General features: G+C 45.2%; 15 protein-coding genes and 1 riboswitch. Of the genes, 4 read left to right on the top strand and 11 right to left on the bottom strand.

All coding sequences use genetic code 11. The features are described from left to right. Positions 1–7: 7 nt before the first annotated feature. From fabD to yceD, 5 genes are all read right to left on the bottom strand, one after another. Positions 8–931 (bottom strand): ACP S-malonyltransferase, encoded by a 924-nt coding sequence (fabD, locus tag OCU46_RS04410; RefSeq protein WP_141271041.1) that lies wholly within the window; start codon positions 929–931, stop codon positions 8–10. 78 nt (positions 932–1,009) lie between these two features. Beyond that, on the bottom strand, positions 1,010–1,960 hold the full coding sequence (locus OCU46_RS04405) for a beta-ketoacyl-ACP synthase III (RefSeq protein ID WP_141271040.1): 951 nt from the start codon (positions 1,958–1,960) through the stop codon (positions 1,010–1,012). 5 nt (positions 1,961–1,965) lie between these two features. Next, positions 1,966–2,991, bottom strand: coding sequence for a phosphate acyltransferase PlsX (gene plsX / locus OCU46_RS04400; protein WP_141271039.1), 1,026 nt, complete (start codon positions 2,989–2,991; stop codon positions 1,966–1,968). 9 nt (positions 2,992–3,000) lie between these two features. Continuing rightward, positions 3,001–3,171, bottom strand: a complete 171-nt coding sequence (rpmF, locus tag OCU46_RS04395) for a 50S ribosomal protein L32 (protein WP_004414666.1) — start codon at positions 3,169–3,171, stop codon at positions 3,001–3,003. A 5-nt stretch (positions 3,172–3,176) separates the two neighbouring features. After that, complete coding sequence (gene yceD / locus OCU46_RS04390; RefSeq protein WP_141271038.1) at positions 3,177–3,713, bottom strand: 23S rRNA accumulation protein YceD; 537 nt, start codon at positions 3,711–3,713, stop codon at positions 3,177–3,179. Positions 3,714–3,830: 117 nt separating this feature from the next. On the opposite strand from yceD, the gene OCU46_RS04385 reads away from it, so the two are divergent. Beyond that, the gene (locus OCU46_RS04385) at positions 3,831–4,430 is read left to right on the top strand and encodes a Maf family protein (protein ID WP_141271037.1); all 600 of its coding nucleotides are present in this window, start codon (positions 3,831–3,833) and stop codon (positions 4,428–4,430) included. Here OCU46_RS04385 and rluC read toward each other — a convergent pair. Next, positions 4,423–5,367, bottom strand: coding sequence for a 23S rRNA pseudouridine(955/2504/2580) synthase RluC (gene rluC / locus OCU46_RS04380; RefSeq protein WP_141271036.1), 945 nt, complete (start codon positions 5,365–5,367; stop codon positions 4,423–4,425). The genes OCU46_RS04385 and rluC overlap by 8 nt on opposite strands. Before the next feature lie 602 nt (positions 5,368–5,969). Here rluC and rne point away from each other — a divergent pair. Both rne and OCU46_RS04370 read left to right on the top strand, forming a co-directional pair. Next, complete coding sequence (gene rne, locus OCU46_RS04375) at positions 5,970–9,083, top strand: ribonuclease E (protein WP_141271035.1); 3,114 nt, start codon at positions 5,970–5,972, stop codon at positions 9,081–9,083. Positions 9,084–9,339: 256 nt separating this feature from the next. Next, positions 9,340–10,899: a SulP family inorganic anion transporter gene (locus OCU46_RS04370; RefSeq protein ID WP_141271034.1), complete on the top strand. Its 1,560-nt coding sequence runs from the start codon at positions 9,340–9,342 to the stop codon at positions 10,897–10,899. A gap of 68 nt (positions 10,900–10,967) precedes the next feature. On the opposite strand, the gene OCU46_RS04365 is transcribed toward OCU46_RS04370, so the two are convergent. The 4 genes from OCU46_RS04365 to OCU46_RS04350 all read right to left on the bottom strand — a co-directional run bounded on the left by OCU46_RS04365 (position 10,968) and on the right by OCU46_RS04350 (position 15,081). Further along, the gene (locus OCU46_RS04365) at positions 10,968–12,422 is read right to left on the bottom strand and encodes an MATE family efflux transporter (RefSeq protein WP_141271033.1); all 1,455 of its coding nucleotides are present in this window, start codon (positions 12,420–12,422) and stop codon (positions 10,968–10,970) included. A 28-nt stretch (positions 12,423–12,450) separates the two neighbouring features. Next, entirely contained in the window at positions 12,451–13,047 is a 597-nt protein-coding gene (locus OCU46_RS04360) for a LysE/ArgO family amino acid transporter (protein WP_141271032.1), read from the bottom strand. A 340-nt stretch (positions 13,048–13,387) separates the two neighbouring features. Then, positions 13,388–14,371 carry a GGGtGRT protein gene (locus tag OCU46_RS04355; protein ID WP_141271031.1) on the bottom strand — a complete coding sequence of 328 codons (984 nt, stop codon included), beginning with the start codon at positions 14,369–14,371 and terminating at the stop codon, positions 13,388–13,390. Positions 14,372–14,388: 17 nt separating this feature from the next. Then, complete coding sequence (locus tag OCU46_RS04350) at positions 14,389–15,081, bottom strand: iron-sulfur cluster assembly scaffold protein (RefSeq protein ID WP_102451416.1); 693 nt, start codon at positions 15,079–15,081, stop codon at positions 14,389–14,391. A 147-nt stretch (positions 15,082–15,228) separates the two neighbouring features. Further along, a riboswitch (Fluoride riboswitch) is annotated at positions 15,229–15,296 on the bottom strand. 189 nt (positions 15,297–15,485) lie between these two features. On the opposite strand from OCU46_RS04350, the gene OCU46_RS04345 reads away from it, so the two are divergent. Further along, on the top strand, positions 15,486–16,307 hold the full coding sequence (locus OCU46_RS04345; protein WP_141271030.1) for a MaoC/PaaZ C-terminal domain-containing protein: 822 nt from the start codon (positions 15,486–15,488) through the stop codon (positions 16,305–16,307). On the opposite strand, the gene OCU46_RS04340 is transcribed toward OCU46_RS04345, so the two are convergent. Further along, complete coding sequence (locus OCU46_RS04340; protein ID WP_141271029.1) at positions 16,304–17,242, bottom strand: endonuclease/exonuclease/phosphatase family protein; 939 nt, start codon at positions 17,240–17,242, stop codon at positions 16,304–16,306. The genes OCU46_RS04345 and OCU46_RS04340 overlap by 4 nt on opposite strands. Positions 17,243–17,321 lie beyond the last annotated feature (79 nt).

Raw genomic sequence — 17,321 nt, 5'->3', positions numbered from 1 at the left:
AAGAATCTTATTTCGCCGCTTCAAGGGATGCAGTGTCATTAACAGCTGCAGCCGTTAGGCTTTTTACAATACGTTTAGTTAGGCCAGTTAGTACTTTACCTGGTCCTAATTCTAGAAGTTTTTCAACACCTTGCTCGTGCATCTTCTGCACACCTTCTGTCCAGCGTACTGGGCAGTAAAGCTGACGCACTAGTGCATCTTTGATCTTTGCTGGATCCGTTTCGGCTACTACATCAACATTGTTGATCACTGGCAGTGTTGGAGCGTTGAATTCAATATCTTTAAGTGCTTCTGCCAAACGATCTGCTGCTGGCTTCATTAGTGCACAGTGTGATGGTACAGAAACTGGAAGAGGCAGTGCACGCTTCGCACCTGCTTCTTTACATAACGCACCAGCACGCTCTACAGCTGCCTTGTTACCTGCGATAACAACCTGACCAGGAGAGTTAAAGTTAACAGGTGAAACAACCTCACCCTGCGCCGCGTCTTCACATGCTTTGGCAATAGCATCATCAGCAAGACCAATAATAGCGTACATTGCGCCCGTACCTGCTGGTACCGCTTCTTGCATCAGTTGACCGCGTAGCTCAACCAGCTTAATCGCTTCTTTAAAGTCAATCACACCAGCACATACAAGCGCTGAGTATTCACCTAGGCTGTGACCAGCTAAAAGCTCAGGAGTGGCTAGATCTTGTTCGTTCCATACGCGCCAAACAGCAACTGAAGAAGCCAGTAGTGCCGGCTGAGTGCGATGAGTTTGATTTAAATCTTCAACTGGACCGTCTTGGATAAGCGCCCAAAGGTCGTAACCTAAAACCTCTGAAGCTTCTGCAAAAGTTTGTTTAACAATATCAAACTGCTCGCCAAGTTCAGCTAACATACCAAGGCTTTGAGAGCCTTGACCTGGAAATACGATTGCAAATTTGCTCATAATTCGTCCTTTAAGCCTTGCTAAATATTGAAAAAGAAGTGCAAAAGCACTTCTTTTGGTTAATCGAACGCGCTTGGGTTAAAATTTAACCAGCGCAGAACCCCAGGTGAAACCACCACCAAAGGCTTCTAGCAACAGCGTCTGACCACGCTTAATTCGACCATCTCGCACAGCTTCATCCAACGCTGTTGGTACTGTCGCTGCCGAAGTATTGCCATGACGATCAAGGGTCACAACCACTTGATCCATAGACATGGACAGTTTCTTCGCCGTTGCAGTAATAATTCGTAGGTTTGCTTGGTGAGGTACTAACCAATCCAAGTCTTCTTTACTCATGTTATTGGCTTTTAGTGTATCGGTAACCAAACGAGAAAGTTGAGTTACTGCTACCTTGAATACTTCATTGCCCGTCATGTGTAGCCATTTATCGACTTCACCACCACGAACTGGCATTTCAAGACTAAGTAGCTCTCCGTAACGGCCATCAGCGCCTAAGTGTGTAGATAGGATGCCCTGCTCTTCACTTGCACCCAGCACAACTGCACCTGCGCCATCACCAAACAAGATAACCGTAGAGCGATCAATCTCATCCACTGATTTTGACAGAGCATCGGATCCAATAACTAAGATATTTTTACACATGCCTGAACGGATGTGTTGATCAGCTACTGACAATGCGTATACAAAGCCTGTACATGCTGCTGCCACATCGAAAGCGGCACATCCAGGGATCTCTAAGAGTCCTTGAACTTGACACGCTGAAGATGGAAAAGCATGACTACCACTTGTAGTCGCAACGATGATGAGATCGATATCTTTCTTATCGATACCGGCCATTTCAATTGCATTTTTAGCGGCGATATAGCCCATGTCTGCAACCGTTTCATCGGGAGCAGAAATACGACGTTCTTTGATACCTGTACGAGCAACAATCCACTCGTCGGCAGTATCTACCATTTGTTCTAAATCTGCATTGGTGCGCACTTGGGAAGGCAAATAGCTGCCTGTGCCTAATATTTTGCTATACATGAAGACTAATTTTGCCTCTCGAGTAAAACGGTTTCCAAACGGTCACTTATACGACTGGGTACTTGACGTTTGACCTCGTGAACTGCCTCTATGATTGCATTGATGATAGCAGTTTTATCCGCACTTCCGTGACTTTTAATGACAATGCCGCGCAATCCTAGCAAACTTGCCCCGTTATACTGGTCGGGGTTCAGCTGTTTTAGCTCAGAAAACAGCTCAGAGAAGAATAATTTTGAAATCCAAGCTCTTAGCTTAGAGGACAGCATATGACGTTTTAGCCTTTCAAGGAATAGATTTGCTACTCCTTCAGACGCTTTTAGGCATACATTGCCTACAAAGCCATCACATACCACTACATCCGCTTCATCGTGCAATAATTGATGCGCCTCGATAAAGCCGATGTAATTAATTGATTTTACCTGCTGGAGCATTTCAGCACAGTTTTTTACCAGATCATTACCCTTAATCTCTTCCTCACCCACATTCAATATTGCCACTCTTGGAGCGCGTTGCAGATGTTCTTCAGCAAGTGCTGAGCCCATAACCGCAAATTGAAATAGTGTATTTGCATCTACTGAGACATTTGCGCCAAGATCCAACAGCCATACTTTTTGGCCACTACGAGTAGGTAACGCAGAAATGAGTGCTGGTCTTTCAATGCCGGGAAGTAGCTTTAGACGATAACGAGAGAGTCCCATCAAGGCACCTGTATTTCCTCCGCTCACACAGGCTTGTGCGGTCTGATCTTCAACAAGATCAATGGCTGTGCGCATAGAAGTACCTACGCTACGGCGCATTACGGAAGAGGGTTTATCGGTGTCTGCAATGACCTTGTCGGTATGCTCGATATAAATTCGATCGTTGGGATATGAGCCCAATGAAGAGAGGTGGGGAATGAGGACGGATTCGTCGCCCACTAATATAACTTTCAGCTCTGGGAAAATAGACAATGCCTGCACGGCGGCAGGCACTGTAACATGGGGACCGAAATCCCCACCCATTGCATCAAGTGCAACGGTAATCGTTCGCAAAAGGCAACCTTACTTGTTGATTACCTTTTTGCCACGGTAGTAACCTTCAGCAGTCACGTTGTGACGTAGGTGAGTTTCACCTGAAGTTGCGTCTACAGATAGTGCAGCTGTAGTAAGCGCATCGTGTGAACGACGCATGCCACGCATTGAACGTGATTTTTTGCTCTTTTGTACGGCCATTGACCCTACTCCTTTGTCTTTGCTTTTAAGCTTTTTAAAACTTCGAACGGGTTTGGTTTCTCTTCCTCAATTTCTTCAGGAATGTCACCAAAAACCAAGTTATGTGTATTTACGCTACATTCAGAAACATCATGCATTGCTATTTGAGGCAAATTTAGAAGGAACTCGTCTTCAACTAACTGTATGAGATCGCATTCACCGTACTCGTTCAGATCTACCAAATCGTACTCTTCCGGGGCTTCCTCTTCGGTCTTTTCGCCCTTATTAGGGGTATAGACGAATTGGACTTCACAAACATGTGTGAAGTTCTCATTGCAGCGTTGACACTCTAAATCGACTTCGACGTTAGCTTTACCAGAGATAACGACCAATCGTTGTTCATCTAAGTCAAATGACAATGTGACTTCTGCGTCGCGTTTTACGCCTTCGACCGACTCGGCCAAGCGCTTGAGTAGACTGACTTGGATGATGCCATCATAGTCTAGTCGTTTCTGAGCAGCTTTACTCGGGTCAACCGTTCGCGGTATTTTTACCTTTTGCATAGGGCGCGAATATTATCTCTCAATTTATATTTAGTCAAAGGAAAACAGAAAAAACTTACTCAATTTTTGTACGTCGATTATTCTATAGCAATCAATACTTACCCATAGATGGAATTCATGAGCGAATATCAAATTGTTTTAGCCTCAACATCACCCTATCGAGCTGAAATTCTGCATAAATTATCTCTTTCTTTTACTCAGCTTAGCCCAGATTTTGACGAAACCGCTCAAGACAATGAAACACCAGAGCAACTCGTTGCCAGACTTGCCGAAGGGAAAGCGAAATCTTGCGCCCTACCCAGCGGCAATCACCTCGTTATTGGCTCCGACCAAGTATGTGTGGTCAATGGGCAAATCGTCGGTAAACCGCACACGGTAGAAAACGCAATTAAACAGTTGCACGCTCAAAGCGGCCAAACTATTACTTTTTATACTGGCCTTGCATTATACAACAGCAAACAGTGTCGCACTCAAGTAGTTGTTGATACATTCAAGGTTCATTTCAAAACCCTGACAGACAGCCAAATCAAACGCTATGTTGAGATGGAGCAACCTCTAAATTGTGCGGGCAGCTTCAAGAGCGAAGGACTCGGCATCGCTCTATTTCAAGCCTTGGAGGGTAAAGACCCAAATACATTAATTGGGCTACCACTCATCGATCTTATTACTTTACTCAACAACGAAGGGATTGATGTATTAGGCAACTGCGTTACTTAACACGTAACCCTTCGATAGCACGTTGCAGTTTATTTTCCATTGGCGCAGAAATATCCATTTCCTTTTCTGTGCCTGGATGAATAAATTTAATGTTTGCCGCATGTAAGAAAAGACGATCAAGACCCACTTTTCCTGTGAAGGCATCAAAGCGGCGATCACCATAACGATCATCCCAAGCTATTGGATGGCCAGTGTATTGGGTGTGTACACGGATCTGATGTGTACGCCCAGTGATTGGGCTCGCTTGCAGCAAGGTCGCATTATTGAGCTTTTCAATTATCTTAAAGCGCGTTTCTGACGGCTTACCGTTTGGGTTCACACGCACAATACTGTTCACTTCATTTTTAAGAAGTGGCGCCGTCACTTTACGAATGCTGCTCTTCCATTCACCCATTACCAGAGCAAAATAGTATTTCTGTACCGTCTTCTCACGAAATTGAGCTTGCAGATGACGCAATGCTGATCGCTTCTTAGCAACCAACAGGATTCCAGAGGTATCTCGGTCAATGCGGTGCACCAACTCTAAGAACCTTGCTTCTGGTCTAAGAGCACGCAAGGCTTCAATAGCGCCGAATTTAAGGCCGCTGCCCCCATGCACCGCAGTGCCCGATGGTTTATTGAGAATAAGCAGATGATCATCTTCATACAAAATGCAGTGCTCTAGTTCAGACACCTTATTCAGCTTAGTGCTCAAAGCCGGTGCTTCTTCCGTGGCAGGCAACGTCACTGGAGGAATCCTGACAATATCACCCGCTTGCAGTTTATATTCTGCTTTAACTCGTTTTTTGTTTACACGAACTTCTCCCTTACGCACGATTCGGTAAACCATGCTTTTCGGGATCGCCTTTAATTGATTGCGCAAAAAGTTATCAATGCGCTGTCCAGCCATGTCGGAATCTATCTCAACAAACTGTACTTGGGTTCTAATTTCACTCATTCGCGTAGTCTAACATCCTAAAGTGCTGTTAATCACATTTTTCTCTGCAAAATTGGATAACTTGAAACACCTGTGCTCTTGCCTGCTGGTTATTTAAAAACCTGTGTACAACATTAAGCCGTCACAGTTTTGTCATTTTTACTGACATTTATTAAAGCATTATATATCAATGACTTAATGAAATTACATTCGCATTTTTTAGATTTTTTTCTATCCTTTATCTGTTTGCTGATTGCTGTGTATTAGTGACACTGTTATAGTTCGTCAATCAATATGCCCTCTTGGTTATTTTTTACACTTTTCTAAGGTGCAAATTGATAAAAAGACGAAAGTCGATTGTTCATTTCCCAGTGCTGCGTAAGGCATAAGACATTGATAATGAACAAACTTGTCGCGCGACTTTTACCTATCGATGCAGAGATCGACTGCAAATACTCGCAGATCATGTTTTCCTGAAGAGCAAAATGTGATGGCTAAAGTGTCCCCGAGCATCCCTTCCAGCCGAGAGGCTGCACCGATTGACCATGGGATCAGACACCATCGATAGAAACAACAGCGACAATCACAAATGAAATAATTAAAGAATCACAACGAGATTTCGAATGAAAAGAATGTTAATTAACGCAACTCAAAAAGAAGAGTTGCGTGTCGCCCTCGTTGATGGACAGAAACTGTTCGATTTAGATATCGAAAGTCCTGGCCACGAATCAAAGAAGGCGAATATCTACAAAGGACGTATCACACGCATCGAACCAAGCCTAGAAGCGGCGTTTGTTGACTATGGTGCAGAGCGACACGGTTTCCTCCCTCTTAAAGAAGTTGCACGCGACTACTTTCCAGCTGGTTACACATATCAAGGCCGTCCAAGCATTAAAGAAGTGCTTAAAGAAGGCCAAGAAGTCATTGTTCAAGTTGAGAAAGAAGAACGTGGTAACAAGGGCGCAGCCCTAACTACCTTTATCTCTCTTGCAGGTAGCTACCTTGTACTAATGCCTAACAACCCTCGTGCAGGCGGTATTTCTCGCCGTATCGAAGGTGACGAGCGCACTCAACTTAAAGCAGCTCTAAGCACATTAGAACTGCCGCAAGGAATGGGTTTAATCGTTCGTACAGCGGGTGTTGGGAAAAGTGCTGAAGAGCTAGAATGGGATTTAAACGTACTTCTTAACCACTGGAATGCAGTGAAAGAAGCGGCTGATGCAAATCAAGCGCCTTTCCTAATTCACCAAGAAAGTAATGTTATCGTTCGAGCTATTCGTGACTACTTGCGTCGCGATATTGGCGAGATCCTTATCGATAGCAACACTATCTTTGAACGTGCTCAAGCACACATTCAATTGGTTCGCCCTGACTTTATCAACCGTGTTAAAAAATACGAAGGTGAAGTACCGCTATTCAGCCACTACCAAATTGAAAGCCAAATCGACTCTGCGTTCCAACGTGAAGTTCGCTTGCCTTCTGGTGGCTCAATCGTTATCGATCCAACTGAAGCGTTAACCTCTATCGATATCAACTCTGCTCGTGCAACGAAGGGCAGCGATATTGAAGAAACCGCACTGAACACTAACTTAGAAGCGGCCGATGAGATTGCTCGTCAGTTGCGTCTACGCGATCTAGGTGGTCTAGTTGTCATCGATTTCATCGATATGACTCCAGTACGACACCAGCGTGAAGTTGAAAACCGTCTTCGTGAAGCTGCGCGTCTTGACCGTGCTCGCGTACAGATCGGTCGCATCTCTCGCTTTGGTCTTCTAGAAATGTCTCGTCAGCGTCTGAGCCCTTCTCTAGCAGAAGCAAGCCACCACATCTGTCCTCGTTGTTCGGGTACGGGTGTTGTACGTGACAATGAATCTCTAGCACTGTCTATTCTTCGTTTAATTGAAGAAGAAGCACTGAAAGACAATACCGCTCAAGTACTTGCTGTTGTACCAGTACCTATCGCGTCTTACTTAATGAACGAAAAGCGCCGCAGTGTTAATCACATCGAGCGCTGCCAAGAAGTTAAGATCCTTATTGTTCCTAACTCAGACATGGAAACTCCTCACTTTGAGGTTGTTCGTGTTCGTGAAGGTGAAGAACAAAGCCTGCTTTCTTACCTATTGCCGAAGAAACTAGACGCAATGAAAGAAGCAGAAGCTCGCGATGCTGGTGAAGTTGAAGTTGCACCTCGACGCATAGAGGAGCCTGCACTGCAAGGTTTCGCATCTCCTGCACAAGCAGCAGCTCCTGCGCCAAAAGAAAAAGCAGCACCTGTCGCTAAACCTGCAGCTACAGCTCCGGCTAAGCCTGCTGCTCCTGGTCTATTCTCTCGCATCATCTCTGCTATCGGTAAACTGTTTAGCTCAGAAGAAGTGAAAGAAGAAAAACCAGTTGTTGAAGAAAGTAAACCAAAACAGCAACGTCGCGATCGCAATGACAACCGTCGTCGCAACAACCGTGATAACCGTCGTCGTAATAACCGTCCAAACCGTAATAAGGCTGAGCGCGAAGAGACCACGACTGAAGCACCTCGCGAACAAGCACCTCAACAAGAAGCGCCTCGTAAAGAGAACAAGCGTAAACCTCGTAAAGAGAGAAGAGCGCCAAGCAAAGTTGAAGAGCAAGGCAAACAAATTGCCGAACAAGCTCAGCAAGAGCCTGAAGCGAAGAACGACAAAGAAACCAAGACTAGTCAGGTTAAACAACGTCGTCAGCGTCGTCAGATGAAGAAACAAGTACGCGTTAAGGACCAGCAAGCTGAAGCGAACCAACAGAACGTGAATGCAGAAGCTCCTGCGGCTAAAGTTTCTAAACCTGAAGCAGAAAAACCAGCTAAGAAACAACAGCCGAAAGGTAAAGTTTCAGCTGAAGACAATGCTCAAGCTGAAAACTCTGAGAAGAACGAAGCACCACAACAACGTCGTAATCGTCGCTCTCCGCGTCACCTACGCGCAAGTGGCCAGCGTCGTCGTCGCGGTCGTGATCGCAGACCTAACCCATTCCGCCTACGTAAAGGTGGTGTAGCCTCTCCAGAGATGGCAATGGGCAAAGTAATGCCTAAATACGACTTACCTAAGCCGAAGAAAAAAGCGCCTAAAGTTGAAGAAACAATCGTTAGCGTAATCGGTGGTGTAGCTTTCCCTGAAATGTCTATGGGCAAAGTTATCGTAATGAAAGCAGCTCAACCTGTTAAAGCAGAACAGCCGAAGGCAGCACCTGCACCTAAAGTTGAAGAAGCTAGAGTTGAAGAAACTAAGGTTGTTGAGCCTATCGTTACTGAAACAAAGGTTACTGAAGCGAAAGTTGAACAAACGAAGGCAGTCGTTGCAGAACAAAAGACCGAAGCACCAGTTGTAGCACCTAGTGTTGCTGAGTCTGTAGAACAACAACCTGTTGAACATCAGCCTGCTCCAGTAGTTGAAGCGCCTGAGCCAGAAACAGTAGTTGTTGAAGCAGCTCCGGTGGAAACAGCAGAAGTTGTGACTCCTACTGTTGCCGAACAGCCAGAAGTTAAAGCTGAGCCTGCTCCGAAAGCACCACAGTCTGCGCCTAAAGCGACTATGAGCTTCAAGGGTCATGCAGCGTCAGGCATGACAAGTGCACCTGGTCCACAGGAAATACGTGAAATCTCTGTTAACGCAGCCGCTTTCCGCAACGAACGTCTGCAAGGTAAAGCCGGTGGTAGTCAATCAGCTACCAATAAGGCAACTGCCGTTACTACTAAACCAAATTACTAATTTGGATTAGTCAGAAAAGAGCCAGCATAAAGCTGGCTCTTTTTTTATCTAAACCCTAAATCTATTGGATATTCTTGCTGTTTCTCATCCCTTGATTGCACTTCCACCTCGTTTCCGTTAGCATTCGCCGACAAAAAATTATAATAGCAAGCATGAATGTGTTACTCAGTGTAAGCATATTCCGCAAACATCAACTATCGCGACTATTCTTTAAGTCTCAGGTCGTGAACTCAAACCAAAAGATGAAATAACACAAATGTTTGAATCTCCACAGTTTTCAGCTCAAAGCGTCAAAAATGATGTTTTATCCGGTCTAACCGTAGCACTTGCATTGGTACCTGAAGCGGTAGCCTTTGCTTTTGTTGCAGGTGTTGACCCTATGGTTGGCTTATACGCTGCCTTTATCGTTGGCTTAATTACTTCTATCTTCGGTGGTCGTCCTGGTATGATCTCTGGTGCTACGGGTGCCATGGCTGTTGTAATGGTCAGCCTTGTTGCCTTGCACGGTGTTGAATACCTATTTGCCGCCATCATGCTTACCGGCTTATTGCAGGTACTTGCCGGCATATTTAAACTGGGTAAGTTTATCCGCATGGTGCCTCATCCAGTAATGATAGGCTTCGTGAACGGCTTGGCGATTGTTATCTTCCTTGCACAGTTGGGACAATTTAAAGCGCCAGATATTGCGGGTGTTATGACATGGCTTCCTGCTGATCAAATGACGATCATGCTTGGCCTTGTTGCACTGACTATGGGTATCATTTTCTTCCTTCCTAAGCTGACCACAGCCATTCCATCTTCTTTGGTAGCCATAGTTACAGTAACCCTAATCGTTCAGTTCGGCGGTCTTGATACGCGCACTGTTGTTGACTTCTTACGTGCTATGTCAGGCAACGACGCTGCGACGCTTGCAGGTTCACTGCCAACATTCTCGATTCCTCAAGTGCCATTCAACCTTGAGACTCTGAAGATCATCCTGCCGTATGCTATCGTTCTAGCGGCAATTGGTCTGATTGAATCACTACTGACTCTGACTGTACTTGATGAGATGACAAACACTCGTGGTAAGAGTAACCGTGAATGTGTGGGTCAAGGCATCGCTAACCTGAGCTGTTCAGTATTTGGCGCTATGGGTGGCTGTGCGATGATTGGTCAATCTATGATCAACATTAACTCAGGTGGTCGTGGCCGTCTCTCCGGTATCGTTGCTGCGGTTGCACTACTTATATTCATCCTGTTCGCTTCAGCACTTATCGAGATGATCCCTCTAGCAGCGCTAGTTGGTGTTATGTTTATGGTGGTTATCGGCACGTTTGAGTGGGCGACATTCAAATTGGCGCGTCGCGTACCAAAACAAGATTTCTTCGTTATCGTTCTCGTAACTGTAGTCACTGTGCTGACTGACCTTGCCGTTGCAGTTGCCGTTGGTGTTATCGCTTCAGCGCTGATGTTTGCTTGGCAGCATGCTAAACACATCTATGCGAGCAGCCAAATCAATGAAGAAGGCTCTAAGGAATACCGTATTCACGGTCCTGTATTCTTTGGTTCTGCTGCTAACTTCTTGGAGCTGTTCGACGCACGTAACGACCCTTCTGACGTCATCGTTGATTTCGCGGATTCTCGCGTTGCTGACCATTCAGCAATCGAAGCAATTGAAACACTGGCTGAACGTTATACGGCTGTAGGAAAAACCCTACATTTACGCCACCTTAGCCAAGACTGTCGTGCATTGCTGCACAAAGCAGGGAGTCTTGTAGAGATCAACGTAAAAGAAGATCCTAGCTACAAGGTTGCGACTGATGTCCTAGCTGGCTAACAACGACTAAATACAACAATGCCTATGGAGATATAGTCCCCATAGGCATTTTTTATATCTAACAATCTTTACTTCTGTTCTGTAACCAATTCATCATTCTTAGCTAGCTCTTCCATTGCCACTGCGTCATGTGTACAAAATGGCTGCATATTCACACTGTGTAATCCCTCGTCCACTTCATCCTCAGTGATCACTTCCTCATCCAATTGATGAACGTGGAATCTAAGCACAACCAAAGCAATCAAACCAAATACGATGCAGCCCACCGCTTGCCCATACAGCACGCCTAAAGCGCCAAACCAAGCAGATCCTATGTAAACAAATGGAATGGTTCCCACTGTCGCTTTGCCTATGTTCAGAGCCGTAGAGTACAGTGGCTTACCAAGATTATTAAAAGAGGTATTCGCTACGAATTGCGCACCATTAAATACAAAGGTAATCGCCACAAAAGTACAGAAGGTACGAACTAACAAGTCCGCATCGCCTGTTAAGTTAAAACTAGTGACTATTTGCGACTGTAGGAAATACAAAATCAAACTCACCACAACACAGTAGATACTGACCACAATCAGTGAGTTGCGTAAGGTTTCTTTAACCCTATCAATTCGCTCAGCTCCATAATTCTGCCCAATGATAGGACCAACAGCGCCTGATAAAGCAAAAATAGCCGCAAACACCACCGGGGTCAGACGCCCCACAACCGCAAAGCCTGCGACAAAATCCTCGCCAAACTGCGCAATAGCACTAGTGACTATGGCATTGCCCACAGGTGTCGCAATATTGGTAAAGATCGCAGGTAACGCAATAGCAAAGATCGCTCGTTGGCTAATCAGCCACTGCTTGTATCGGAATTTTCCAACGAGGTCGTGTTGCTTAATTAGAGGGGCTAAGGAGAAGGCCAGTACCGTAAATCGAGAAACTACAGAGGCCAGTGCGGCGCCTTCGACATTCCACATAAACACAAAGATAAATATAGGGTCGAGGATAGCATTAACTACCCCGCCCCATATTGTCGCCATCATAGAGCGTTTAGCATCTCCAGCAGCGCGTAATGCGGCACCTGCCGCCATACCAAGAGCCACAACGGGAGTACTCGGCAATAGGATATACATATAGTCTTTTGCATGCTCTAATGCCGCTCCCTTAGCACCAATGAGTTGCAATAGCTCGGGAATGTAATAAGTCATCACTCCGGTAATCACAGCGTTGACTAAAAAGGCCGTTACCAAGATATTGATAACTAGATGACGAGCACTCTGAACACGTTTAGCGCCAAGCTCTTTCGATACCAAGGCCCCCATTGCAATCGAGGTACCAATGGATATTGACGTTGAGAAAAAGATGAGTGTTCCAGCAAAGCCCACTGCCGCAGCCAGTTCGACCTGCCCAAGCATACTGATGAACATCATATCTAGGAGGTCGACAATAAACAGCGACATTAAACCAATAGAGCCAGCTCCTGACATGGTCAGAATATGCCTCATTGTTGAGCCTTCAACGAACTTTGCTTGCTGATCTGCCACCGCTACTTCCTTGTAGATTGTTGGAGGTTTATCGTAGTAATTGGACAGCGAGTATCAACATCACAGCGCCCACCGCTCCCTCAAGTATTTTCCAAGTATGGGCTTTTTTGAAGTAAGGGGTTAATAATCTTGCGCCATATCCCAAGCTAAAGAAGAAAACAAAGGATGCGAACACCGCTCCAATACCAAACAAGTCTTTGTCTGCACCATATTGAGTAGACACTGAACCCAGCAAAACCAAGGTATCAAGATAGACGTGAGGATTGAGCCAAGTAAAGGCGAGACAAACAGCAAGAGTTTTGTTCAATGAGGAAGGCGCTTTGGCGGTTGGGTCTAATGTATGCTTATTTTTAAACGCAGACCAAAGACTGCTAGTACCGTACACAATCAGAAACAACGCACCACCATAGCGCGCGATATCTTCCACTTGCGGGTAAGCCTTTACTACTACAGAAAAGCCCGCTACGCCAGCGCTGATAAGCAGCGCATCTGAAACGGCGCAGGCTAAACATACCCAAAATACATGCTGTCTGAGCAAGCCTTGCTTAATAACAAAGGCATTTTGCGCTCCGATAGCCAAAATCAGCGATAGCCCAATAGAAAACCCTGCTAAAAACGCAGACATTGCTTTATCCTTAAATACATTGATTCATCCTTGAATACTCGAAGTAACCACTCTACAAGTGAACTTGCTCATTTACAAAAGGAAAAAGAGCAAACCCATCGGACTGGATTTGCTCTTCGTGCCCACAAGCAATAAGCAATGAGCGGTATCACTAATTGTCTTGGTATCGCCTGATTTTGTAGGGTCTAGGGATTCCTATAAATTCAATTCCGATAACAATAGATGTCCATCTGGCGGTAGAAATCCATCTATTTGGGCATAAGACTAGAAGCTAGCTGCTATTCACGACAACGCATGAGTAGAACTAGAGGGATGGTCAGCTAACTTCCAGAATTCTTAATTACGCTCTTTTTGCTTTGAGCGCTTCGTCAACCGCTACTGCAAGAGCCACAGATGCACCCACCATTGGGTTGTTACCCATACCGATGAAGCCCATCATAGCAACGTGTGCAGGTACTGAAGAGCTACCCGCAAACTGAGCGTCAGCGTGCATACGACCCATAGTATCTGTCATGCCGTATGATGCAGGACCCGCAGCCACGTTGTCTGGGTGAAGTGTACGACCTGTACCACCACCTGATGCAACAGAGAAGTATGCTTTACCATCTCGGTTACATTCTGCTTTATAGATGCCCGCTACAGGGTGTTGGAAGCGTGTTGGGTTAGTTGAATTACCTGTGATGCTCACATCAACACCAGCGCTGCGCATGATAGCCACACCTTCACGTACATCATCAGCACCGTAACAGATAATCTCGCCACGTGGACCTTGCGAAAAACGACGACGTTCAACTTCGTTAAGCTCGCCAGTGTCGTAATCGTATTGAGTTCTTACGTAGGTGAAGCCATTGATACGTGAAATTAGATATGCTGCATCTTTACCTAAACCGTTAAGGATAACTTTAAGCGGTGTAGTACGCGCTTTGTTTACGTTTAGAGCAATCTTGATTGCGCCTTCTGCTGCGGCAAATGACTCGTGGCCAGCAAGAAAAGCAAAGCACGTGCTTTTTTCATCAAGAAGGCGAGCCGCTAAAGCGCCGTGACCGATACCCACTTGACGTTGGTCTGCCACACTGCCTGGTTTACAAGACGCTTGTAGGCCTTTACCAATCGCATTCGCCGCTTCAATTGAAGATTTGCTATCAGTGAATAGAGCGTAGGCTGTACCTACAGTGTAAGCCTCAACTGCGCTTTCAAAAGCAATAGGCTGAGTTTCCATTACTTGTTCACGAGTATCGATGCCAAATTCTTTACAATAAGCGAATGCTTCTTCTAAAGAGTTCATGTTCATTTCGGTTAGTAGAGCTTGAGTTGCGTTGTTCATGATTCAGTCCTCTTCGCTTATTGTTGACGTGGGTTAATGGTTTTAACAGCTTCGTCGAAACGACCATACTGACCACTTGCTTGTGCCAGTGCCGTCTCAGCATCAACGCCCGCGTTGACCGCTTTCATGAATTTACCAAGGTTCATGTATTGGTAACCGATCACTTCATCGTTTTCATCTAGACCCATTTTCGTTACATAACCTTCTGCGATTTCCATGTAACGAACGCCTTTAGCTTTCGTTGAGTAACTAGTACCCACTTGGCTACGAAGAGTTTGACCAAGGTCCTCAAGTGCTTCACCCACTTCCAGACCGCCATCTGAAAATGCTGATTGAGTTCGACCGTAGGTAAACTGAAGGAAGATTTCGCGCATCGCCACATTGATAGCGTCACACACTAAGTCGGTGTTCATCGCTTCAAGAATGGTTTTGCCGGTAAGAATTTCTGATGCCATTGCTGCTGATTGAGTCATGCCTGAGCAGCCAATGGTTTCGATTAGAACTTCTTCAATAATGCCTTGTTTTACATTGAGAGTAAGTTTGGCAGCGCCTTGTTGAGGAGCGCATGCACCCACACCATGACTTAGACCCGAGATTGCAATAACCTCTTTAGGATTGATCATGCGGCCTTCTACAGGAATAGGAGAAGAAGCATGTAGGTCGCCACGTTGAATTGGGCACATTGATTGAATTTCGTTTGTGTAATGCATAATGTTTTCCGCTCTAACAAATGAATAAAGTTAGGAAAACAGTGTGAGAAAGGATTGGGTGCAAGATGGATTAGATACGCCCTACCAAACCGAGTACCATATGGTACTAGCCTCAAAGATCATAAAGACCATGAGTCACTGTTTCCGATTTTGGTAGGAGTCATCAGCCGACTGGTCGGCGGTTAAGTAGGTGGAACCCCATCACCTGTGCCACTAAATTTAAGCCAGATGAGCGAGTATCACAACAAGCATAAATGCAATCTAATATTACAACTATGCAACCCGTTAACTATGAAAGTTCGGGAGCTAGATAAAAATTACCGTATTTCAATCAGATAGTTTCAATGAGGCTTGCTAACATTCATGATTGTTAGAACTAATATATGTTCAGGGATAGGCAATTAATGTCACACAAAACCATTGAGTATAAAAATCTTCCTAGCAATCTGCGCATTTTGGGTAAAACGTTATTCAAATCGCAATCCCCAACCGCTATCCCAAAATTACACTTTGTTGTAGAAGGATTTCACTTTAATCAAGCCCACCTGCAAAGCTATAAACGCTATTGTGGTTTTACCCACACTGAACTGCCCCTGCCTTACTTATTTGTGGCCAGCCAGAAAGCGCAATTGCATTTGCTTACCGATGCAAAGTTTCCGCTAAAGACATTGGGCTTAATTCACACTGGTATTCGTTTTTATCGGCATAAAGAGATCGATACTAAAGCAAACTACGATGTCACTGTTTCTGTTGGCCGTGTTGAAAACAAACCTCGAGGCATCGAGTTTGAACTGTGTGTGCAGTTTTATGAAGATAGTCAACTGGTGTGCGGGTTCGATAGCCACTACTTTTCCATTACTAGTAGCAAACGAGGCAATAAGCCTGCGCAAATGGCGGATGACTTTAGTGCTTTTCAACACCTTGCTCAGCTCAACATCACAGAGCAAAGTGTTCGCGGATATGCACGGGTATCAGGAGACTACAATCCCATCCATCTGCATCGATTCACAGCCGCACCCTTCGGTTTTAAGAAACCCATCGCACACGGCCTCTATTTATTGGCTCGTTGTTTAGTGACTTTGGATATTGCGCCAACAGAGGTCGAAGTTAACTTTAAACGCCCTGCGCTACTACCCATTGAGACTGAATTAATTCAAACCACCCATCAAGCGCTATTGCTCAACACAGATAGAAAAGCGTTATTAGATATAGAGTGGGTTAACTAACTTCTCTCTGTGAGCGTAATAGTCACAATGCCATGGTCACTCGCCATGCGATCGATGGCATAAATAGGATTCACTAGATGGCTATCGGAAACCTGATAATCGCTCACCTCAAACAAGCAAGAGGCACTGTTTCTATCAAACTCTTCTGAAAGCATGATGTAGTCTAAGACACTGCCTTTTGCCCCATAATAATGTGTGGCCTGTATTGGCGCCTCTGCAGTTAAAAGTCTTTTCGAGTCACTGAGCCCTCTTGTTTCATCATCATTATTTGCATGGAAGCAAGAAAACTCCGTGCTGTTTAAATCTCGATTGAAATCACCCATCAGTATCTGAGGATAGCCTTTAGTGCGCTTGCGCTCTGCAAAGAACGCATCAATGAAGCGGGCTTCAAGGCCCCTTTGCATGGTAGAACGCCAACTCTCGATCTGCTTCAAGCTAGCCTTTTCCTCGCTCAAGGCTTTAGGGCGCTGCGACTTAAAGTGCACCACGACGCAATCCACCTTACCAATAACCGGCAGTTCAATAAGTGCATGCAGCGGTGCTCGGCTATAGGTGAAACCTAACTCTTTGGATGCCGACGGATCAGATTCCACTGCAGATATCGACAGCAATGGATAGCGAGAGGCAATGCCAACCACAGGCTCAGAATAGATAAAATCACTCTCGACCTTTGGCTGATCAATCACCGCAAAGTAAGGATAGCCAGCATTAGCCAACTGCTCTTCTAATTCATCGGCACTAAAAATCTCCTGAAAACCAATAACATCAGCATCTGAAGCTTCGATTTGTTTGAGTGTCCAGTGCTGCTTATCCTGCCAATGAGCAAAGCTATAGATATTCTCGAAATCGTAGTAAGCACCTGGAGGCACTAAGTAATTAAACAAGTTGAAGGTAGTGATCTTGATTTGATGCGGGCGCAAAGAGCATCCATCCATTACTGTTGCCAAAAAGCTTAACCCCAAGATAACTCAAGTTACTGGTTTCAGCGAGTGCCATAGAGTATCTTAAATAGAT

The organism is Vibrio comitans, from assembly GCA_024346835.1.
In the GTDB taxonomy this organism is placed as follows: Bacteria; Pseudomonadota; Gammaproteobacteria; order Enterobacterales; family Vibrionaceae; genus Vibrio; species Vibrio comitans.
This window is presented reverse-complemented; position numbering and strand designations above follow the sequence as displayed.